This window comes from Cohnella luojiensis (assembly GCF_004564235.1).
GTDB classification, from domain to species: Bacteria; Bacillota; Bacilli; order Paenibacillales; family Paenibacillaceae; genus Cohnella; species Cohnella luojiensis.
The window spans coordinates 78225-100670 of the sequence record NZ_SOMN01000008.1 but is presented as its reverse complement, the minus strand read 5'-3'; the positions used below and the strand labels follow the sequence as shown (position 1 = coordinate 100670).

Annotated in this window: 20 protein-coding genes; 19 read left to right on the top strand and 1 reads right to left on the bottom strand. The window is 49.7% G+C overall.

Annotation, left to right across the window (positions count from 1 at the left end; translation table 11 throughout):
• The first annotated feature begins 107 nt into the window (after positions 1–107).
• The 10 genes from E2980_RS08815 (at position 108) to E2980_RS08770 (ending at position 7531) form a co-directional block, all read left to right on the top strand.
• The gene (locus tag E2980_RS08815; protein ID WP_135151812.1) at positions 108–899 is read left to right on the top strand and encodes a glycosyltransferase family 2 protein; all 792 of its coding nucleotides are present in this window, start codon (positions 108–110) and stop codon (positions 897–899) included.
• A gap of 4 nt (positions 900–903) precedes the next feature.
• Positions 904–2007: a hypothetical protein gene (locus E2980_RS08810; protein ID WP_135151811.1), complete on the top strand. Its 1104-nt coding sequence runs from the start codon at positions 904–906 to the stop codon at positions 2005–2007.
• Positions 2004–2741 carry a glycosyltransferase family 2 protein gene (locus E2980_RS08805; RefSeq protein ID WP_135151810.1) on the top strand — a complete coding sequence of 246 codons (738 nt, stop codon included), beginning with the start codon at positions 2004–2006 and terminating at the stop codon, positions 2739–2741. Before E2980_RS08810 ends, E2980_RS08805 begins: the two co-directional genes overlap by 4 nt.
• A 47-nt stretch (positions 2742–2788) precedes the next feature.
• A complete protein-coding gene (locus E2980_RS08800; RefSeq protein ID WP_135151809.1) occupies positions 2789–3517 on the top strand; it encodes a sugar phosphate nucleotidyltransferase in 729 nt (242 codons plus the stop codon).
• On the top strand, positions 3514–4638 hold the full coding sequence (locus tag E2980_RS08795; RefSeq protein WP_135151808.1) for a GT-D fold domain-containing protein: 1125 nt from the start codon (positions 3514–3516) through the stop codon (positions 4636–4638). Before E2980_RS08800 ends, E2980_RS08795 begins: the two co-directional genes overlap by 4 nt.
• Positions 4639–4663: 25 nt before the next feature.
• Positions 4664–6076 (top strand): glycosyltransferase family 2 protein, encoded by a 1413-nt coding sequence (locus tag E2980_RS08790; RefSeq protein WP_135151807.1) that lies wholly within the window; start codon positions 4664–4666, stop codon positions 6074–6076.
• Positions 6077–6270: 194 nt separating this feature from the next.
• A complete protein-coding gene (locus E2980_RS08785) occupies positions 6271–6561 on the top strand; it encodes a nucleoside-diphosphate sugar epimerase (RefSeq protein WP_135151806.1) in 291 nt (96 codons plus the stop codon).
• Between the two features lie 36 nt (positions 6562–6597).
• Positions 6598–6933, top strand: a complete 336-nt coding sequence (locus tag E2980_RS08780) for an alpha-helical endospore appendage domain-containing protein (protein WP_135151805.1) — start codon at positions 6598–6600, stop codon at positions 6931–6933.
• Entirely contained in the window at positions 6930–7226 is a 297-nt protein-coding gene (locus E2980_RS08775; RefSeq protein ID WP_135151804.1) for a hypothetical protein, read from the top strand. The genes E2980_RS08780 and E2980_RS08775 overlap by 4 nt, the downstream gene beginning before the upstream one ends.
• The gene (locus tag E2980_RS08770) at positions 7223–7531 is read left to right on the top strand and encodes a hypothetical protein (protein WP_135151803.1); all 309 of its coding nucleotides are present in this window, start codon (positions 7223–7225) and stop codon (positions 7529–7531) included. Before E2980_RS08775 ends, E2980_RS08770 begins: the two co-directional genes overlap by 4 nt.
• Before the next feature lie 20 nt (positions 7532–7551).
• On the opposite strand, the gene E2980_RS08765 is transcribed toward E2980_RS08770, so the two are convergent.
• Positions 7552–7833, bottom strand: coding sequence for a hypothetical protein (locus E2980_RS08765; protein WP_135151802.1), 282 nt, complete (start codon positions 7831–7833; stop codon positions 7552–7554).
• A gap of 310 nt (positions 7834–8143) precedes the next feature.
• Here E2980_RS08765 and E2980_RS08760 point away from each other — a divergent pair, with 310 nt between their 5' ends.
• The 9 genes from E2980_RS08760 to E2980_RS08720 all read left to right on the top strand — a co-directional run bounded on the left by E2980_RS08760 (position 8144) and on the right by E2980_RS08720 (position 22446).
• Positions 8144–9379 (top strand): S-layer homology domain-containing protein, encoded by a 1236-nt coding sequence (locus E2980_RS08760; protein ID WP_135151801.1) that lies wholly within the window; start codon positions 8144–8146, stop codon positions 9377–9379.
• Positions 9380–9390: 11 nt separating this feature from the next.
• A complete protein-coding gene (locus tag E2980_RS08755; RefSeq protein WP_135151800.1) occupies positions 9391–14565 on the top strand; it encodes an Athe_2463 domain-containing protein in 5175 nt (1724 codons plus the stop codon).
• A gap of 150 nt (positions 14566–14715) precedes the next feature.
• Complete coding sequence (locus E2980_RS08750) at positions 14716–15816, top strand: CgeB family protein (protein ID WP_135151799.1); 1101 nt, start codon at positions 14716–14718, stop codon at positions 15814–15816.
• 175 nt (positions 15817–15991) lie between these two features.
• Positions 15992–16975, top strand: a complete 984-nt coding sequence (locus tag E2980_RS08745; RefSeq protein WP_240702941.1) for a CgeB family protein — start codon at positions 15992–15994, stop codon at positions 16973–16975.
• A 98-nt stretch (positions 16976–17073) separates the two neighbouring features.
• Positions 17074–18582 carry a glycosyltransferase family 4 protein gene (locus E2980_RS08740; protein WP_135151797.1) on the top strand — a complete coding sequence of 503 codons (1509 nt, stop codon included), beginning with the start codon at positions 17074–17076 and terminating at the stop codon, positions 18580–18582.
• Between the two features lie 4 nt (positions 18583–18586).
• Positions 18587–19678 (top strand): non-hydrolyzing UDP-N-acetylglucosamine 2-epimerase, encoded by a 1092-nt coding sequence (gene wecB, locus E2980_RS08735; protein ID WP_135151796.1) that lies wholly within the window; start codon positions 18587–18589, stop codon positions 19676–19678.
• On the top strand, positions 19671–20654 hold the full coding sequence (locus tag E2980_RS08730) for a polysaccharide biosynthesis protein (protein WP_135151795.1): 984 nt from the start codon (positions 19671–19673) through the stop codon (positions 20652–20654). The genes wecB and E2980_RS08730 overlap by 8 nt, the downstream gene beginning before the upstream one ends.
• The gene (locus tag E2980_RS08725; protein ID WP_135151794.1) at positions 20651–21523 is read left to right on the top strand and encodes a dTDP-4-dehydrorhamnose reductase family protein; all 873 of its coding nucleotides are present in this window, start codon (positions 20651–20653) and stop codon (positions 21521–21523) included. The genes E2980_RS08730 and E2980_RS08725 overlap by 4 nt, the downstream gene beginning before the upstream one ends.
• A complete protein-coding gene (locus E2980_RS08720; RefSeq protein ID WP_167747041.1) occupies positions 21520–22446 on the top strand; it encodes an NAD-dependent epimerase/dehydratase family protein in 927 nt (308 codons plus the stop codon). Before E2980_RS08725 ends, E2980_RS08720 begins: the two co-directional genes overlap by 4 nt.

Sequence of the window (22446 nt, the reverse complement as noted above, 5' to 3'; positions counted from 1 at the left end):
ACCGTTGCCCGAGCTAGAGGGGGGTAAGTGGATTGGCGAACAAAATCGGGAGAGTCGGTTCTCGTTCCTTAAAGTCGCGAACGACCAAAGGTAAACGGAGACTACCGATGAGAAACATAGTTGCTAAAAAAGTAACTGAATTGCCCCGTCCTAACGGCGATCCATGGTCAGTTCCTTACGTATCGGTCATCGTGCCCGTTATGAATGAACGAAGAACGCTTAGAAAGGTAATTCGGGAAGCATTCCGCGTTCATCCGCATACCGAAGTCATCGTAGTCGTGAACGGTTCTACCGACGGTTCGTTGGATATCGCTAAGAAAAGCGGAGCCAAGGTACTTTTTTATGATCGCCCTCTCGGTCACGATGTCGGAAGGTCAATCGGTGCCAGGGAAGCAAGGGGCAACATTCTGCTGTTTATCGATGCCGACATGGTCATTCCCGCGGCTAAGCTCAAGGCGTTCGTTCATGCGGTAGCACAGGGAACGGACGTGGCTCTAAACGACTACTCCGGTCCGGTCAATAAAACGGTTGTCCATGGGGTCGTTCTCGCCAAGCACGCCTTGAACGAGCTGCTTGGGCGCCCCGACCTGGGGGGGACTTCGATGACGGCCATTCCCCATGCGATCAGCCGAAAAGCGTTATCCGTCTTGGGAACTTCGGCATTGTCCGTCCCGCCGATGGCCCATACGATGGCCATTCGGGAAGGACTGAAGGTAGAGCGGGTCATTTCCATAAACGTAGGACAACTGAATCCGATACGGGCCAAGCGCGAACGCAATAATTCGCTGGAGCCGCTCATCGTGGGAGATCACCTGGAAGCAATCCAATGGTGGCTAAGAAAAACGGACTCCAGGGGCGGATATGAAGATGGAGCCCGTCAGAGATGGATGGTGAGATAACCGAATGAAGAAAAAACGCCTTTCGGCGAATCGCTCGCTCCGCTCCGGCAGACTCTTGAAATCACGTGCTTTCCATAGCATTAAGAGGAGAGGTAAATTACAAAGGCCTGTTGCCAAACGTCTGAGCCGAAACCGAAGCCGCAGCTCTCGCTACGATCACTCTGCCGGAGTTAGCGACGGCCGTGCCTGGCGAAGCGGCGCAACCTACGATACTCGCGTCGAGAAGCTTAGAGAGGCTATTCATGACAAGTGGAGGAGAAGATTCCTCGAGACCCCGATCAAACAGAACGAGGACTGGAAATTCTTGCAGCTTAGAGGGAAAAGTTATGCTGCCGGCTTCATGCAGGGATCGGGAATGCATACTCCTCTTTCAGCAGTCCCTCTACGCCATAAAGCTGCTGCCGTTGTCTGCGCCGGATCGAACGAAGCCGCTTTGCAAGCGGTGCTTAATGAGCTTGAGGCTTTGCCCCTTCATGAAATCGTCATCGTTCTCGCTACGCCTACGGACTGGATGTATTCGCAAGCTCGAAGCCGTCATAACACGGTAATTGCTCATCTGCCGGCAGCGGTCGACGCTGACGTCGGACGGGCTCTGGGCTCCAAACTTACGGGTGCGGATATCGTGCTTTTCGTTGATGGCGAGCATGCGGTAAACGCGGATATACTTGCGCGTTTTCTATGGGTATGCGATGGAAGACTCGATGTTGCTCTGAACGATCTCTCCGGACAAATGGGCGTATTCCAAAAACGTGCCGGAGTCGAGCGGTTTCATGAGTTTCTGAATGCGAGCTTGGATAGAGGAGATTTAAAAATCAATTCATTGTCCTCGTTGCCTTTTGCCGTATCCCGACATGCGCTCGACACGCTTGGGGCTACGGCGTTAACAGTTCCGGCAAAAGCGCACGCCCTTGCGATCCTTAAGGGTTTACGCATAGGTTTGGGAGGCATGGCCGACAGTAGAAGGCTCAATGGTTCTAGAGGAGATTGGAGAGTAGCGGCAGGTGATCACGTGGAAGCCTGGAGGGAAGCCATGACAGCGAGGGGCAGTCGCTTGCAATTCACGGATTCTACTCGTAATCGGACGGCACTGGGGGATTGGGAACGATGACTACCGCATCCATTATTATTCCTTCATACAATCGACTTGATCTGTTGCAAAGATGCGTTTCGTCCATCCGCCAACATACGAAGTCCCCTTACGAGCTTATTATCGTAGATAATGCCTCGACAGATGGGACTTCGGAATGGTGTAGGCGGGAAAATCTAATCTTCATCTCTCTTCCCCGGAATGAAGGCTTTCCCGTCGCTTGCAACAAGGGGTTGCTCCTTTCATCCGGGGATATTCTGGTCCTTCTCAACAACGATACGGTCGTTACGCCGAATTGGTTAACGAATATGATTACAGCTTTAAATTGCCATTCCGACGTTGGAATCGTCGGTCCAGTGACGAATTACGCGAGCGGCTCGCAACAAGTCCATTACCCGTTCGAGGATCTGGAAGAGTTTCAGCGGATCGCGGCTGAAGTGAACGTGTCGGATTCGTCGAAATGGAAAAGGGTAGAGCGAATCGTGGGTATTTGTTTCGTATTCCAACGCAGCTTGATGGAGAAAATCGGCCTTCTCGACGAACGCTTCTCTCCAGGGCATTACGAGGATGATGACTTCTGCTTGCGGACTAGGCTTCACGGTTACAGTCTTCTCGTTTGCCACGATACGCTCATCTATCACGAGGGCAGCGCAAGCTTTAAACGAGAAGGCGCAGAACAGCAGCAACAGCTGGTAGAGAGAAATTATAGGAAGTTCATGGAGAAATGGCAGTTGGATCCACGAGCGTTCATCTGAGGAATGACATAGCCTCGCACAATATGTTGCATGGGGGAGGATTTGCTTTGAAAGCTGTCATACTGGCGGGTGGAACGGGAACGCGCCTTAAACCTCTCACCTACTGGACGAATAAACATTTGCTGCCCGTCGGATCGTATCCTATGATCTGCTACGGAGTAACGAAGCTGCGCGATTCCGGCATTCGGGACATCGTCATCGTGACAAGTCGCGCGGCGTTGGGCAATTTCGCCGACGTTCTCGGCAGCGGTCGAGACTGGGGCGTTTCCATCGTCTATCGGGTACAGGAGGAAGCGGGCGGAATCGCCCAGGCTCTAGAACTCGCGCGTCCTCTAATGTTGCCTGGGGATAAATTCATCGTGTTGCTAGGCGATAACCTGTTCGAGGAAAGCTTGCAGCCTTATTGCGATCTATTTGCCAAACAGCCGGCAAGTGGAGCAATGGTACTCTTAAAGAAGGTCAAAGACCCTCGTCGCTACGGCGTTCCGAAGCTGGACGAAGCTAATGGCCGAATATTGCACATCGAGGAAAAACCGGATTTACCGCCTTCCGACTTTTGCGTGACCGGGCTTTATTTTTACGATACCGAAGTGTTCCAGATGATCGATGGGGTGAAGCCGTCCAGGAGAGGGGAACTGGAGATTACGGACGTGAATAACGCATATGCGCAGACAGGACGCCTGAGCTATCAGGAAATGAGGGGCTGGTGGACGGATGCGGGAACTTTCGAGTCCTTGGAGGAAGCGGGAAGGAGATTGAAGGGAGCGATCTCATGAGCATTCAAAGTTTGCGCAAATTGGCCAGTTCAATAGGGTTGCCGCCTAAAATCGAAAAGAACCGTAATGCCGACGGCATTCCCAAGAAGCCGGAGAATCTCCGAGTTTCTAAAGGCGTTCCTCGCAAGACGGTTAAAGTTCGGGCTTCAAGCGGCATGGCTCACAAAACGGAGAAAAGGCGGGTAACGGTCCGTCGGCGGGTAAAATCGCGAAAAAGGCTCATGGGAAAAAAACGCAGACGGATTCCATTAACTCGATCCAAAATCGAACACCAAGTAGAGAATTCCGATAAAAATAGAAGTTACGATCAAGGATATCAGGAAGGTTTAACCGCAGGCGGAGAGCAAATATTGGCGGAACATATTCCGGCCGACATTATCATTCCGGACATAACGGCGGGCGAGGCCATGGCGGCCGGCGTGCAGGTTTTGCGTAAAAGAGGGGTACCGCTTCTCGATCCGCAGGGGGTATATCAGGAATTAGAGGATGCGCTTGCGGCAAATCGACCTTATGCTTTCATTCGTCTGGGAGACGGAGAACTGTTGACTTTGGCGCAGGAAAAGGTACTTACGTTCGAGGAAATCCGCCGTGCGGGACCTTTTCTCCCTTATGCGGGAATCACGGTGCCTAACCTCTTAGCGCGTGACGAGATGATTTCTTGCATTCAGGTTGCATCATTGATCGGCGTGCCGATGTCAAGACATCCCCATTTTCAACCGCTGCTGTTTGCCGTCCTTCGTGCCTATGGCATCGATTATCGGAAACTCCGGTTTACGACTTCGACGATGAATTACTCGCTGCATGAACTGGGGTTGCTGATGAAACTGCTGCAGGGCCGCAAAATACTCGTTATCGGAGACGTTGCCGCGAAACTTAGGGACGTACTAATGGAGCAAGGCATGGTGGTTACGGGCATCGTAACACCTGTTAACGGGTATGATGACGTTCCTCGCGTAGTGGCGGAAGCATCCGGACGCGATTTCGATATTGCGCTTATCGCCGCAGGAATTCCATCCATTCCGATCGCCGTCCATCTGGCGGGCATCAAGGGGAAGGTAACCTTTGACTTCGGTCATCTGGCAAATCGCATGGCGGGGGTGGAACATCCTGCAAGAGTATGACTAGAATGAATAAGAGGTGAAGATAATGGCTGCGACGAATTCGTTAAAAAAGCGTAAAAGGCATCGTAAGCCTGCCCGGTCCGATCCGGATTCCATCCCCGCAACGAAGCGACGGCGCAAGCGTGCCGCTTCTTCTCTTCAGAAAGCAAATGCCCGTCAGGTTCGTTATGATGAAGGGTTTGGGGAAGGGTACCGTGAAGGCGTGCAATCCGGTATTCAAAGCTATCCGACTTTATTCGAGGGAACAAGCATAGTCATTCCTACGTATAATCAGCAAGCTTTTCTTGCTCAATGCATCGACAGCATTATAGCGAACACGGATTCACCTTATGAAATTATCGTTGTGGATAACGCATCAACAGATGGAACCGCGGCCTATTTGCAAGAGTTGGGCGGGCAAATCAGGTACCGCGTGCTTGAGAATAACCGCGGTTTTGCCGGAGCGGTTAACGTTGGGATGATGATGGCCAAAGGACGTACGATACTGCTGCTTAACAACGATACGTTGGTCACCGAAAATTGGCTTGCCAATTTACTCATCTGCTTGAACAGCGATGAAGGAATCGGCATGGTCGGGCCTGTAACCAACTACATTAGCGGGGAACAGAAGATCAACGTTCCCTACGTGGACGTAGCGGATATGCCACGGTTTGCCCGCGAGAACAATCGCTCGGATGCTTCACGGTGGCAGCGGATTGATCGATTAACAGGTTTCTGCTTGTTATTCCGAAGGGAACTGTTCGAGGGAGTCGGCTTCTTCGACGAAGGCTTCGAGATCGGTAATTTCGAGGATGATGATTATAATATCCGGGTTCGAATGCTGGGCAAAAGCTTAGTTATCGCCAAAGATACGTTCATCCATCATTTTGGAAGTGTTAGCATGAAGGCGCTCGGAGATCGGTTCCAGGAAGTGAACGACAGGAACCATTTTTATTTTATGGACAAATGGCAAAATCCGTATATCTGGGTTCATAATGTGCGTCAGCATCCCGACCTTCAGCAAGGTCCTTTGTCACATTCGGCACATTACTTTCCCGAGCATATCGTCGTGCAAGCCATAGGCGCGAATTATTATTGGATTGAGAACGGCGTACGCAGGTTAGTGGAAGGAGTGTTAACGTTTCCCGTTACTCGGATTTCGCAAGTTGATTTGCGTCGATGGCCGCTAGGAGAACCAATCTCCGCGGATGAAGTGGAGCAACGTTGGAGAGGCCTTGCGGAAAATGCGGAGAGTCCGGTAAATGGTGTCGTTGTGCTGCCGGAGGGAGAGTCCTTTCATGTGGAAGGGGATAAAATTCGGCGAATAATCAGCTCGGCGGCCATGCAAGCATGGAATTTGCATCTGAAGACGCACAGGGCGATATCCCAGGAGATGCTTGAGGGCAAGGTCCATGGATTGCCGATTATTTCGCTCCCGCTGCTTCGTCAATTATTGTAAATTAGAACTGCCTCATCGTTAACCTTTCTTTACGGTTGGTGATTGGGGCAGTTTTATTATTGGACCTAAACGAATGTGGGTGTTTGTTCCTGTGGCAAGCGCTGAGTGGCGGCATATGCTGTAAGAGGCTAGTAGTTTGCAATGATCGCGTGGAGCGAGTGGTAATCCGCTGAGGGATGGGGGATACGATAAGTATGCAAGAGTTGTTGACCGAAATCGTCGTGCATTTATCAAGATCTCATCAGCAAATGGCCAGAATATTGGATGCCAAACGTCAAGTGACCGTGCGGATGGCTCAGATGGTTCAAGCGCTGCCCGATGAACACCCCCAGCTAAGCGGTCTTAACGGTTTGTTGGATAGTTCCTCCAACGTTACCAAAAGCGTCGTTTCTTATTTGAACAGTCTCGCGGATTTGCAGGAAGCGGTCGCGGATAGCATGACTCACGTGGTGAAAGTGATGGGCGATTCGGCTGACGAGGAGTAGGCAGAAAAGCTTTTTCAGGAAAGGGGGGCAGGAGGGATGAGTCGGGAGGAAGCTTATCATCTTACGCTTGATGCCATTGCGAAGATGCAGTGGAACGTAACTATGATTCTAGAAGCCAAAGCCACTGAGGCCGAGAAGGTTCGCAATTGGTTGTGCACCCATATTACGAAAGACACCTATGTTGCTCATCAAGATCAATTGTCGACCAGTTTACAGCTGCATGAGCAGAATATCGAGGTTATTGATGGATTAACGAAGCTGTGCAATGGCTTAAGCCGCAATTTGAAAATCATTCTAAGCCCGGACGGCGACGTATCGGATAATATGGCTTCCATGTTCGGCGGCATGGATTCGGGAGATCGGGACAAATGAACCGGCTGGATCGAGAATGGGAAATCAAGCTTCGCTTAATTGGTGCGATATCCAGAAGCCAAGAAGCCTTAGCTAAAATATTAGAAAGCGTAGCGGACGTGACGGGCACCGCCGGGGTTGCCCCCGAGACTTTGCATGAGCATGTTCGTGTGTTGACAGGCATGCAGGGAGCGTTGCTAAGAACGGTATCCGGAACAAGTTGGCGTCCGCCGGTTAGGGGGAAGCCTGCTTCTCCGTGGTTATCCGACAGGGTAAGATCATGCGATCGAAATGCTGGAGGTGTCTCGAATTGAAGCGCAAACAGCGTTCTAAACGCGCCGGCGGCAAAAGCCGGAATAGTAAGCCGGGCAAGGCCAGCCGAAGCGCAAAGAAAAAAGTCGGAAAAAGCATGCGGCGCGCGAAATCCCGTTCAGGAAAGGGCAAGCTTCGCGTTCATAAAGGCCATATCCGTCGCCGAGGCAAAGCAAGAAAGCGGCGTACTACAACCAACGACGCCTACAACGTCGGCTTTAATCAATCCTACAACGAAGGATATCATGCAGGCTTTACCAAAGGATTCGAGGACGGCCATCAGATTGCGTATGAACAACAAGTGTAAGAGATAGATTTGGTACTTTATTAGGTGCGGAGGGTAACCCCGACTAACCAAATACCCGCGCCAGAAACGCTTATTTTGCCGAAAGTGGCCTCGACCAACCAAATACCCGCGCCAGGAACGCTTATTTCGCCGAAAGTGGCCTCGACCAACCAAATACCCGCGCCAGGAACGCTTATTTCGCCGAAAGTGGCCTCGACCAACCAAATACCCGCGCCAGGAACGCTTATTTCGCCGAAAGTGGCCCCGGCCAACCAAATAACCGCGCCAGAAACGCTTATTTCGCCGAAAGTGGCCCCGGCCAATCAAATAACCGCGCCAGAAACGCTTATTTCGCCGAAAGTGGCCCCGACCAACCAAATAACCGCGCGAGAAACGCTTATTTCGCCGAAAGTTGCCTCGACTTTCGGGCATTGTTCAAACGAATGATTTGCCGAAAAAGAATAGTAGTTGACGAATTTGATGTGTTATTCATATAATAAATTATCCAAAAACAGGATATCAAACGCGAGGAAGCACCCGCAGACGTTAACAGATGTCGGCCGTGCTTTCTCTTTTTTATGTCTTTTTTACTAGAGTGCGAGCGAGACGAGCCAATAATGAGGAGTGTTATTAATGAAAAAATGGATTTTATCTGTAATGGCGACGATGCTGATGGTCATTTCTTTGCCTGTATACGCTGTAGAGTCGGATACTGCAACAACGCCTAAATTCAAGGATGTTCCAACAACCCACTGGGCTTATACGTCAATTATGCAAGGCGCAGGAAAGGGTTATGTCAAAGGTTTCCCGAATGGCACGTTTAAGCCGAATGATCCCGTAACGTCATCACAGTTTATATCTATGCTGATTTTGTCTCTAACGAGTAAAGACGAAAGCGGCGTAATTAACTGGTCTAAAAATACGCTAGATCTCATTCCAGAATTTGCGAAATCTACTATGATTTACGGAGTGCAATACGATTTTGGCCAAGGTTCTCCGTGGTACATCAACTATGTAAACATAGCGAAAGATTTCGGTGTTATAAATAATGAGTTTGAAGGTCGGTACAATGAACCGTTAACCCGAGAACGCACAGCAGCCATTGTAAAAGGAATGGATGAATATCTGAATGATGTCGTTACGGATGCTTATGCTAAAATCGCTGCGGGCCAAATCAAAGATAGCAACAAAATAGATGAATTTTTACGGGTATCTGCCGGTGCGACACTCATTCGGGGGATTATGACAGGTTTTCCGGACGGAACGTGGAAACCTAAGAAAGTAATCACTCGTGCCGAAGCTATTGCAATTATTGAAAGGGTTAATAACAAATCGATTCGTCGTCCGATGCAACCAAATATGACAGGTGTTTTTTATTCTGATGTTCCAAGTTACGGCTATTCAGAACTAAAGAGAATCGTCTTTACAAATAATGAAATGAAAAAAGTTTATGATTCACTTTCTGGAACATTGGATTCATTTCAAGGCTCCTATTTAAGCGATACAGGAATTTTAAGGTACTACAAAGACGAGGTAGAAAAAGAAAAAGATATTCGCAAAAATTTTTTCTTCGAGGACTTTACTGATCCTGTACAGTATTACGATCTAGCAATTAACCCGACTGGCAATGTATATAACTTGTTCATTAACTTTAAGTCCGGGAGTTTAGAGCGTTCATCTAAACCACTAGATCAATTTTTATCGATGATCTTCAGCACTAATGATGCAGCGACTGTTCGAAAATTAATAACTGATAGAATAGCAGACCAAACATCAGACATCAAGAAAACGGTTGGTAAGCGTGAGGTTGTTATTTCATCAGACGGTGACATTCTATTCATCGCGATTTCTGCGTACCAGGATAGATAAGGAGAGATCAAATGCGTAGAAGAATGAGAAGGAAAGCGATCACTTTTTCGATTTTAATTACGTTCCTCGTTTCACTATTACCTATGTATCCAATAGAAGTTTCAGCTGCCTTATCGGCAAAGGACGTATGTGAGAAAACATACGCATGGGTTACTCCGCCGCCTGGTTTTCCTAAATGCAGCGACTTAAAGAATGGAAATTCATGGCCGTTTAATCAGTATCTTTTTGATAAACTAGGGGTAATCGCCTATGTCAAAATGGATGAAAACAAAAACCCCGTTTTAGAAAGTATCTCTGAGAATAGAGCTGGAAATGGATTTAAGAGAGGATGGCGAGATCCGGCCAATGGTAACGTATACTCGGATGGTGAAACCACAGGATATGGAGGAAAACATCCGGCTTTTCCTGTAGGCAGCCCTTATGGAGAGTATCGTTATTTAGGTTATGATCGGGCAGGAACGCTATACTCCAATACCTTCTTTATTAATGATTCTAAAACGGGTACCGATCCGAATACGCGTTACTGGGTGTATAAACCTTGGACAAGTACCTTATTAAATGGGCGTACCGATAAACCGATTAAAATGAGCCCATTGTTGTCAAAAGGGTTTGACGCTGATGATACAGATGTAATATATGCAAGAGGTACCGTTGTAGTTAATTCAGTAAAAAAGATCATCAAATCCGATGATGTCACTATTCAAAAAGCTGCGCTCTTGAACGGATCTAGTACACCGCCTGATACTAAACACAACCTATTCGATTATATGTACGTAGAACAAGACCCTACCGTTTGGGCGCCTGGCATGGGGCGGATGTGGCATAAAAAGCCGGATGGCGCGATTTGGTATCAGACCTTTCCCATTGCGAAGACAGAGGGTAAGGACAAGCCAGGTCTAGATTCGAAAATCGTAATTACAGGTCCAAATAAATCAGACGGGAAAATTCAAACGGACGCCAATGTGTTGGGCAATAGTTTCACCTATTCCATGGACTTGACTGGCGATCTAAAAGATAATGCTTATTACAACGATCAGTACTTAAAAGCGAAATGGTATACGCGTTATGATCTTAAGGAATGGAACTTGAAGCTCGAAGCAGCATATCCGGGCAAATCTCTATATACTGTAGGCACTTATTCTTCATTAAGTAACGGCCAAGTAACGCTTAGCAATGAAGGAGAAATCGCCACAATTAAAGACGTCAAATTCAAGGTGAACAATAAATTAAATAAAGGCGACGAAATTGAGCTAATATTAACTGCAACGGCCCAATACCAATCTACTAATAATGAATTTGATCAGAATGTTTATAGAACAAAAATTGTTATCGGTGAAAAACCAATCCCTATTCCACCGCCACAAGGACCACCTCCAGAGCCGGTAGATGAAACGCCGCCGCTCGTGTGCAAACCAAACATACCGACGCAAGCTTTTGACATCGTGGAATTTCCTGCATCCGATGGAACCGATCTATCAAGGATTGATACCAGAATCGTAACGGTTAATGGGGTATCGGTTGATCCGGATTTATTTTTCTCCGGCGGTTACGTATTCGGTGACGATGCCGATGGGTTTGCAACCGTGACGATGAAGTGGACACCTAAGCCTGGGGAAGACAAGAATGGTGCGGACATGTGCGATACCTATCGAATCGTCAATGTCCACGATACGAAACCGAGGGCCCAATTCAAATTGTTCGGGGGGAGCTTTAAGGAAAACCGAAAGATGTCGATCGACAACACTTCACGAGATCCTAATGCAAACGATCCCTATGTTCAAGCGACATATCCTATTGTTAGCAGCTCATGGAGCTGGGAGCCTCTGAATGGATCAAGTGACGCCGATCGACGGATGAGGGTTGACACACCCGACCATAAAGAGTTCCTGTATAAAAAACCAGGGGAGTATCAAGTCTCTCTTACGGTCACCAATGCCCTCGGTCGAACTTCCGAGCCTTACGTACTGAACTTTACTGTTCTGAATGATTATGCACCTGCCGTTATTATGACGCCATACTCCAGTCAAATTGCCCGTGGTGAAGGTGTGACGCTATTCTATGATGCGGTTAGTACCGATGGAGATATCATTACTAATCAGAACTTTAAGATTTATTATGATAAGGACTTTAACGAAACGTATACCGAGCTTGTTGATTCGTTCTCTGGTCCACGTTCGGAGTATACGCCGCTTAATGCAAAACTCGGAAAATACCGGATTGTAGCAACCGTAGATGAAGATTTTGGACAAGAAACGTTCCCTGAATTCATTACAGCTTCGGATAAGCGGCAGACGATAACTCAAATGGAGTTTGAAATCGACAACTATCTCCCTTATTCCGATTTATATACGGATATACCCTCGATTCGACCTGATGTTGATACCTTCTTCTTGCTAGATAAAAATCTTGCTCAGAGCAAAATCGACTATGTAAAAGGTAATGGAGTAACGATTAGTAATCAACTTCGATTGGAAGGGATTAATCCGCAAGTAAATGTATGGGACATGCACACGTACACCTGGTCCAATCCAGCATCTACGACAGTCAATACAGGATCTTATCCGCCAAACACTTACTACTATTGCTCTAGTGGTTATTGTGGAACATTAAACCGTACGTCCGCCTCCGATAATGGATATTATTACGATTATGGTCAATACGTTAGCGTAGTCGATGTTCCGGGACATGAAGAGACAAGATATAGGGATGAGTTATGGTGTACTGGAACAGCCGATAGTGGTATCGTATACGATCATCCAGGTGGTTGTAATGGGGGAAATAATGGCGGCGCATCATCACATTCCTATTACAAACCAGTGCCGTATCAAGTTTGGGTGCCTACCACCTACAGAAATGAATGGGACCCGGATGTAAGATGGGTAAGCAATTGGTACGGCAGCTATTCGGGAACGATCTATAAAGACGTAAGACAGCCATATACAAACCCTTACGTTCGAACGACATCAGCTAAATATCTTATCTATATCTCGGATGGGATCATAAATGAACTTGCTGATTTTAATAATGCAAGGAGCCAATCAGATGCTAAAGTAATCGTAATCGGTAACGCGTCGATTAAAACTCAGGTACCGAACGAGTTCTTTATCTTGAACAGTGGCCAACCAATTGTAACACTCATCCAAAGCGCGATTGATTATATCGCCTCATTTAATTCGGCCACGGCATCGCAGCTCGTCTTAACAAATGAGAACTTTCAATTACTAACAACGGACGATGATGTTGAACATGATCCAATTTCTCAGAAGCAGACCATGTATGTTCATAACGAGAACTATTTCGACAACCCAACGGGTCATGCAGCATTTGCTTTGAGAAATACAGATCCGCCGTCTTGGACTACAGAATCTTTGAGGACTAGTTTTGCATTAACGGGAGAATACAAAATATCTCGCCGTATCAAGGACCAACCAAGCGTCGACCCCCTATTCGCAAAGTATAGTTATTATTCAAACGAGTCAACGACGATCGTCCGAGTGCATCGCAAGCCAATCGCGCTAGCTGCCTTGGATTGGACTTATGACACCAACTGTATCTGTTATCAGACATCATGGGTGGATCAATCGTACGATTTGGATCATAACGTTAGCGACCCGATCAAACGCGGAATAGCGGATAGGAAAATCAAATATCGATTGAACGGAGAATGGTTCTACAAAACGCCGGATAAATTGGAACCAGGCACCTACCATCTCGAGTATTTGGTAAAAGATGTCGAAGGGGTTTGGTCGGATCCGTTTATCTTAGACTTTACGCTTGCGGCAACGCCGCCACCGCAGCTTAAGGCGAAATTGACATCGGCTGATCCTTATTTCACTTTAGCAGGCGGCGTTCCGGCTAGCGAAAACCTGATTGCTTATGAGTTGTGGACGCGTTTCCCGTTATCCGTCGGGCTTCAATTTTCGATGGGCAGCTACATTAATAAAACCGTTCCTTACTTCACGGGAACGAAATCCGGCAGCAATATCGATTGGACCGACGTACTGACCCCGATTCCAGCCACAACGCCGGATGGCTCATATACCTATCGCATTCAAGCAAATGGATCCAATGCTACGTCTGCCTATAAGGATTTTGCGGTTAAAGTACTGACTCCGATCAATCTTGTGCCGGATATCCGCAAAGCGGACGGTCATACGACAGACACGATCGTCGTCGGATACCCGTTTACGATAGCGGCTGATACGACGGAATATCCCAACCAAGTGACGTTAGTCGCGTTTAAAGGAAAATCCTTTCAACGGTCGCTGACGCTTAATGGAACAGTGTCCTCCACAACCGGAAAAGGGAGCAAGCAATGGAGCGCATCGTTTACGCCGTTAGGAGTCATTCCGGATGGCACGTACACCTTCGAATGGACGGCCCGTACGCTAAACGGAAACACTGAAATACGAACGCTTCAAGTCCAGCTCATTAATAACACCCCGCCTTTTGGCGATTTCAAGCGATACACCTATGACCCTGCCGATACTGCAATGCCGATCTACGAGGGGGACCTGCTCCATATTCGTTCAATCGGAGTCGGGGACAACGAACATGATCCTTTAACCCTGAGATACGAGTTAATGGACCCTTCCGGTACGAAGCGATTCGACTCGACCTTGAACAGTCTTTATCCGTATGCTTCCGCCGGGCCGGACTACCAGCTTCCCAGCGGCCCGACAGCCGTTGGAACTTGGACAATCAGGCAAACGATAAGCGATGGGAAAGCGGCACCGGTTGTGCGAACCCAATCGATGTCCGTTCGTCCGCTTGGCATCCAAGGTTATGTCAAACACACAGATGCATGGGAGAGGAATCGTCTTCTATACAATGAGAAGCATTCGAGCGCTCAGCGCCCCGCCCATTGGTTCTGGGCAGGCGAAGCCTTCGTGCTGGAAGCAACGGTTACGGATACCGGAGCATCGGGCACGAAGCCGATATCCGTTAAATCCGTCGCGACCCCGGAGCTGCAAAAAAGCTTAGCCGCAGCAAACCCGCAAGCTATCTTATGGAAGGGGCTTCTTCGCGAAGCGGACGCAAGCGTCTCCTTCAAAGATTTGCCGCAAGGGAACTATTCGTTCGTCTTCTCGGTTACTTTCAATAATGGAATAACGAAAACGTCCATCGTTCCGATTCGATTGCAGGATACGGTGGATAATTACGTTCAAGTTCATCGCCTTCAATAATAAATGAATAAAAAACAGGTCAAGCGCCCGTACTCCCGGATTCCCTTCGAGAGAACGGGCGCTTTTTGCCCGCCTAAATTCGTCCTATGGACGGGTAAGTATCCAAGTCCAACCCTGCCGGTACGCATATATTGATTGCGGGTGATGAGGATGCGGAACCATTCGGCTTCAAGATTAGGCGAGCGTGGCCGTAAGGACGGCTACCAGAACGGCTGGTTGGACGGTTGGAGGCTGGGAGCCTGCAAGGGCATTGAGGAAGGAGTACAGCCGGGTAACCAATCTCGTAGCGCGGCGCGTATTCTCTACGTTCCGCAAGGCTTCGAAGCGATTGACCAAGGGGTAATCGCCGCACTGCAGAACGAAGTTGCCGAAGTGTATGTCGTACCGGCCATTGAAATGCAGCTTCAAGCCGCGCAATTGCGTCCGGATGCGGTACTTGTCATGAATGGTCTTCACGTGTTTCCACCGGATCATCTTGAGCAGATCGATGCGATTCGTAATATGGGTATTCCTTCGGTCATTTGGTTTGTCGACGATCCCTATATTACCGATGTGACGGTAGAGGTTGCTCCCCATTACGATTATATTTTTACCCACGAAAGATCGTGTTTGCCGCTTTATCAATCGGTCGGCTGTACGCAAGTCCACCATCTCCCGTTGGCAGCGCATTTCGGACTGTTCAAGCCCATGCAAGTTCCGCATGAATACCGGACGGATATATGTTTTATCGGAGCAGCCTTCTGGAACAGGGTTCAATTGTTCGATGAGATTGCTCCGTACCTGCAGGATAAGAGGGTGCTGATCGGAGGGAGCCAATGGGAACGAATGACGCATTATCCCTTGCTGCAACGATTTGTCCAAGACAGATGGATCAAGGTGCCGGAAACCGTCCAATATTACAACGGGGCGAAAATCGTTATTAACCTGCATCGTACTACCGAAGCGGGAAAAGACAATTTTAATGGCCGAAGCTGGCCTGCGGAGTCCATCAATCCGCGCACCTTCGAGATGGCAGCGTGCGGAACGCTGCAATTAACCGATCTCCGCAGCGAACTGCCCGAGCACTATTCCATCGGTTCCGAAATCGCCGTTTTCCATAATGCCAAACATTTGATTGAGCAAATCGATTATTATTTGACCCACGAACAAGAACGTCTCCAAGTTGCAGCCAGAGGGTATCGGCGAACGAAAAAGCATCATACGTTCGAAGGACGGATTCGGAAGCTGCTGGAAATCACCGGACTCGGTTAAGGGATTGCAGGCAGGAGCGCAGGAGGGATGAAAGATAGCTGCAGCGAAAAGACGCACAGTCGTAAGGCTGAACGGGCAGGCTTATCGTAAAGGCCGGGAAGACGGGTACCCGCTCGGATGGAACCACGGCCGTTGGCTTGGACACTGCGAGTCCATCATCGCTAGGGCAGCCCCCGTGCCTGTCAAACGTCCGATTCATGTGCTTTATGTAACCTCGGGTAAAGGGTATCCCTACAGTCCGCTGGACAATGGGATTTACGAAACCTTAAAGACGGTTGCTGAACGTGTGACATTAGCCTTGCCCGTTCAGGATGTCGCGAAGATAGCGGCCAAATCCAGGCCCGACGTCATGCTGGTGCTCGACGGAATGAATATGCCTTTTGATAAAGTGCAAGCAGTAAGAAGCCTTGGGATCCGAACGGCCATTTGGTTTACGGACGACCCTTACTACTCGGACGTAACAGCCGAAATCGCATTGCGTTATCATAGTGTATTTACGCTGGAACGCAGTTGTCTTCCCTTCTATTCCGGATTGGGATGTCCGCGCGTTCATTATTTGCCGCTTGGGGTATTTCCCGGTGACTTCAGACCCCGCAATCCCTTGATTTCTAAACGGGGGGATGTCAGTTTTGTCGGTACCGCTTATTGGAATCGCGTAAAGCTATTTCATCAGCTTATTCCGCTGTTGGCGCACCGTCGCTTGCATATTTCAGGAATGTGGTGGGATCGATTGCCCGAATATGATCGCTGGAAAGCATTGATTGACTTGGGCAGATGGATGGATCCGGGCCAAACATCCGAGAGGTACAATGCCAGCAGGATCGTCATCAATGCCCATCGCGCCCATAACGATGATACGTTTAACCAGAATAAGGCGCGTATTCCCGCAGTTTCCCCTAATCCCAGGACATTCGAAATTTCCGCATGCGCAACATTGCAGATGACGGACCTGCGGGAAGACATTGCCCAATTTTATATCCCCGGTCAAGAAATCATTACGTATGATTCCCCCCAGGACCTCGTTGACAAGACCGAATATTACTTGGAACACGAAGAAGAACGGCAAGCTGTCGCGCTTAGAGGTTTATATCGGACATTAAGAGACCACACCTATATCTCCCGCCTTAATCAACTTTTGGATTTGACGATGAATGGTTAAATAGCCGCGCCGTGAAAGACATCTTATCCATACATTGTACTACCCGGCATAAAGGAGGTGGCGAACATGCCCTTACGCTTCATTTGGTATGGAAGGCCATGAGCGGGTTAAAACCGAAGTTGCTGCTATTTTCGCACATTTGCAGCCCGGTGTTCGTCACGGGAGCGGAAAAACTTCTCCTATTGTTCGCCCGCGAGCTGATCCACCGTTTTCATTGCGTGTTAGTCGTGCCTCAGGAAGGCATCATTTCGGAAAGAGCCAGAGAGTTAGGGATAAAGGTTACGGTGCTGGAACTTCCGTTAGCCATTTCACTGTACACGGCGGCACCGACGATCGCGGAGGAAATAAAAGGGCTGATAAAACATCCCTCGTGGAGCAAGCTGCATTCTTTATTAGCCGATGAGCGTCCCTCCTATGTATTTGTTAATACAAGCGTGCATCCTTTGCCCGCAATTGCTGCCAAATCGCTTGGCATTCCCACGATCTGGGCCATGATGGAGACGATTATGGATACGCCGAGCCGGGGGGCCTCCGCCGATTTCATTGCATCGCACAGCGATGTCGTCATCGGGATTTCCCATACTACGCTTCAACCGTTCCAAGGAAAGCAAGAAATGGTCAAGACGTTCATGCTCCCCCCGTATTTGGATCGCGATCAACTGCTTCCCGGCAGTTGGCACTATCACAGGGCACGCTTGCGGGAACAGTTAGGTTGGGGAGAGGTCCATCTCGTTGCGGGTTATATTGGGGCTACCATCTACCCCAACAAGGGATTGGAACCTTTTATACAGGCGATGCTGCCGATTGCGGCTGCGGATGCCCGAGCTCGTTTCCTCGTCGTTGGTAATCCGGTGGATGAAGTCTATTATCAAAAATGTCAAACGCTCGTGCAAATGTCGGGATATGCCGATCGGTTCGTATTTCATCCTTTTGTAGAACAAATTCAACAAGTTTTTCCGGCTCTTGATGTCGTCGTTGTCCCGAGTCTAGTGTCGGAAGGATTTGGAATGACGGCGTTGGAAGGTATGGCATTCGGCAAAGGCGTCGTTGCCTTCGCTTCCGGCGGATTAACGGAAATTCTTACCGTTACCGGAAATGAACCGTTTCTGGTACACACCGGCGATGTTGCGGGATTATCCGCCAGCGTAAACCTGCTCCTGAGCAACCAAGAGCTTCTGAATGGGGTAGGAGAGCGCAATGCGCTTGCGGCACAGAATATATTTGGCGTCGAAGCTTTTCGTGCAAGGCTAGAGGAATTGATGGCGCTCCTGCCTTTCCCATTTGATGTTCAAGGTTCTCTTCTGCGCGGAAGCGGTCCGACCGTTTATTTAGTGGAACAAGGGAAAAGAAGGCCATTCGTCTCGGAAAAAGCTTTTTTGCAAAGAGGCTACCGTTTCGAGGATGTCGCCCTTGTCCCGGAATCCGTCTTGGAACGTTTCCCCCCCGGTTCGCCGATGTACGAAATTCGGAATTCTAGATCAGCGAAACGCAAACGGCGGAGGAAAAGCATAACGAGAATCCGGAAAAACCGGCGCACCGCATTGCGCGGCAGACGTCTTATACGCGGCAGGAGTAAGGGGAGAAAAGCACATCGCAGAAGAAGGTGAAGGCTTGCGCATCGTTACGATATTAGGAACCCGGCCTGAAATTATAAGACTCAGCTTGTTAATCCGTAAGTTAGACTTGTTGGCGGATCGCCATGTGCTTGTTCATACGGGTCAGAACTTCAGCCCAAGCTTAAGCGCCGTCTTCTTCGAACAGCTGGGTTTGCGTGCTCCCGACCTGCTTTTAGATGATCGCAAGGAGACGATTGGCGGCCAGCTATCGGTTATGTTCGGAGCGGTGGAACAGCTGCTGCGAAAGGAGCAGCCGGATCGGGTGCTCGTTCTAGGCGACACGAACAGCGCATTATGTGCTTTGGTAGCCGAAAGAATGGGTATCCCGGTCGTTCATATGGAAGCGGGCAATCGCTGTTTTGACCTGAATGTACCCGAAGAGAAAAATAGACGGGTCATCGATGCCGTATCGACCTACAATCTCCCTTATACCGAGAACAGCAAACACAATTTGCTTAGAGAAGGGTTTCCCGTCCAGCGTATTTTTCGATCAGGCAATCCGATCTACGAAGTGCTCCGGCATTATGAAGAACAAATCGACCGCAGTACCGTGCTCGAACGGTTGGGACTTACATCCGGACAATATTTGCTGGCAACGATCCACCGCGCCGAGAATGTCGATGACCCGGAGGCGCTAGCTGGAATAATTCAAGGATTAAGCTCGACGGCCGAGGAACATCGGCTCCCCCTAGTCTGCAGCCTTCATCCCAGAACACGATCGAAGCTAACGGAAGAAATCAGCAGCCATATTCACCCGCTTGTTAAGTTTCATGAGCCTTTCGGGTTTTTTGATTTCGTTTATTTGGAAAAGCATACCCGCTGCGCTTTAACAGACAGCGGAACCGTCCAAGAGGAATGCTGCATCTTCGGAGTACCGACCGTGACGATCCGTCAGACGACGGAGAGGCCTGAGACGGTAGATTGCGGCAGCAACGCGGTTGCGGGGTTAAAGCCGGAAAGGATCCGGAGCGCGGCTCGGGTCATGATGGCCCTAACCGATAGATGGAAATGTCCTGAAGGATATTTGGAGGAAAACGTGTCCGATAAAGTGGCGAAATTTGTGCTTGGAGGGAAAAGGGATGTTTGAAGGTCGGCGTATCCTGGTCACTGGAGGGACTGGTTCTTGGGGTTATGAATTGGTAAGACAGCTGCTGCCGCTCAATCCTGCCGAAGTGATCGTTTTCTCCCGTAATGAGTCCAGTCAGGTAGCGATGAACCGCTCTTTTGAAGATTCTCGGCTTAGCTTTTGCATTGGGGATGTTCGGGACAGGGAGGCGCTCTCCAAGGCTTGCTCCGGGATAGATATCGTCTTTCATCTGGCGGCGCTCAAGCATGTGCCGGTATGCGAGGAGCAGCCCTATGAAGCGTTGAAAACGAATGTCATTGGTACGCAAAATGTGATTGAAGCGGCAATCGAGAATAAAGTGGAACGCGTCATCAATATCTCTACGGACAAAGCTGCGAATCCGTCGAACTTCTATGGAATGACCAAAGCGATCGGGGAAAAATTGATCGTCTACGCCAATCTATTGCGCAGCGGCACTAAATTCGTCTGTGTCCGGGGCGGCAACGTACTCGGTACGAATGGCAGCGTCATCCATCTGTTCATGAACCAGATTCGCAACAAAAATCAGGTGAGCTTGACCGATCGCAGCATGACGCGGTTTTTCATGACGCTGCAGGATGCGATTCGGCTGCTGTTCAAAGTGACGGCCCAAAGCATTGGCGGCGAAATCTTCGTCATGACGATGCCGACCTGCCGGATTGTGGATTTGGCGGAAGTGCTGATGGATGCCTTAGGCAAAAGTGTTGAAATGGTAGAAACGGGCATCCGGCCGGGCGAAAAAATCCATGAAATTTTGTTGACTGAATATGAGAGCTTGAGCACGATCGTATACGACGAGCAATACCTGGTCATTCTCCCTACGCTCGAGATCCCGGGCCTGCGCCATCATTACGCAACCTATCCTTCCGTTGAATTCGATAGCTTCAGTTCCAGTCAGGCATTAATGAGCAAAGCGGAAATCAAGGCCATGCTGGTACGCGGGGGGTTTCTGTCATGAAAGTCCTGCTCCTTGGAGGCAACGGGATGGCAGGTCGCCTGATCGCCACTTATATGGGCCGATATACCCGTCATAAGATGACCGTTACAGTCCGGAAGGCTGAACAAGCGGCTTCTACAAACGGCTGGCCGGCTTTGGAGGAGCTCGGCATCCGGGTTCGGGAGCTGGACGTTCGGCAATTCGCGGAGGTGGCGGCCGCGGTTTCCGAGACGTCTCCCGACATTATCATCAATACGGCGGGCGTGCTGAACCACCGCGCGGAGGACGATCCTCTTGACGCCTATATGGTTAACGGTTTGCTGCCCCATTGGCTTCGCCACTTGGGGGACCGGGAGAATTCCCGGTTGCTTCATATCAGTTCGGATTGCGTGTTCTCCGGATCGCGCGGAAATTACCGGGAAGACGACGAACCGGACGGGAAAACGGTATATGCCCTTAGCAAAGCGCTCGGCGAGGTTCGCGACCCCCGTCATTTGACGATCCGCACTTCAATCATCGGACCGGACGTAAAGCCTCACGGAATCGGTTTGATGCAGTGGTTCCTCACCCGGCAAGGCGAGGTGAAAGGGTTCCGCAACGTGCTGTGGAACGGGGTGACAACTCTGGAGTTGGCCAAAACCGTCGTATGGCTTCTCGACCATCCGAAGGCGGGAGGACTAATCCATTTGACCGCTTCGGAAAAAATCAGCAAACACGATTTGCTTCATCTAATGAAGGAGACGTTTGACAAAAACGACGTCACGATCGTGCCGGACGATGAACCGGTCATCGATCGGACGCTCGCCGTCACTCGGGATGATGTGAACTACAAGCGGCAGTCTTACCCCGCAATGTTGACGCAGCTGCGCCAATGGTTGAGAGAGTCATGAAAAAAGGAAGGGTAATGATCACGGGGGCCGGAGGTTTTACGGGACGGCACGCATGCCGCTGCTACGCGGATGAGGGCTGGGAAGTTACGGCTGTCGTTTCTCCAAACGGCGGAAGCGGGGAGGAAATAACGGCCTCGCAAGTGATAAGCTGCGATTTAAGGGATGGCGAGGCGGTCGTCCGGCTGTGCCGCGAAACGAAACCCGACGCTGTGCTCCATTTGGCCGGCCGGAACGCGGTGGACTTCTCATGGCGGCATCCGGCCCTTACGCTTTCGGCGAATCTGATGTCAACCGTGCATTTGCTGGAGGGGATTAGGGCCGAAGGGGTTTGCAGCGTGCTGATCGTAGGTTCCATGCTTCGCAACGATCCAAGCGATTTGCCGAGATCTTCCCACCCCTACGCGTTCAGCAAAACGCTGCAGATGACGGCCGCAAGAGCATGGCGCCATTGGTACGGTCTTCCCATTGTCATTGTCGAGCCGTCCAACCTGATCGGTCCCGGAGGCAGCGGCGGCTTGTGCGGTCGATTAGCCCGGTGGGCAGCTGAGATGGAGGAAGAGCGGGAGGGGGCGGGTCGGGAGCCGTTTTTCCTTTCGTCATTGCACGAATCGCGTGATTTCCTTGATGTACGGGATGCCGTCGCGGCCTATGAGCGGCTGCTTTCCGAAGGAACTCCCGGTGAGGTGTATGCTTTGGAGTCCGGCATATTCCGTACATTAGAGGATGTGAAAAACGCCTTCGATGCAGCATCGACAACGGAATTGCCCTGGCGGATCGGTGTGTCTGAGGCGTCTTGTCCCGCGCCGAGAGACTGCGATCCTATAAGGCAGCTCGGTTGGCAGCCTAGCATTCCGTTTCAAGACTCCATACGGGATGCGTTTAATGACGAACGAAACCTGCTCAAGTTCGAAAGGAGGGTATAG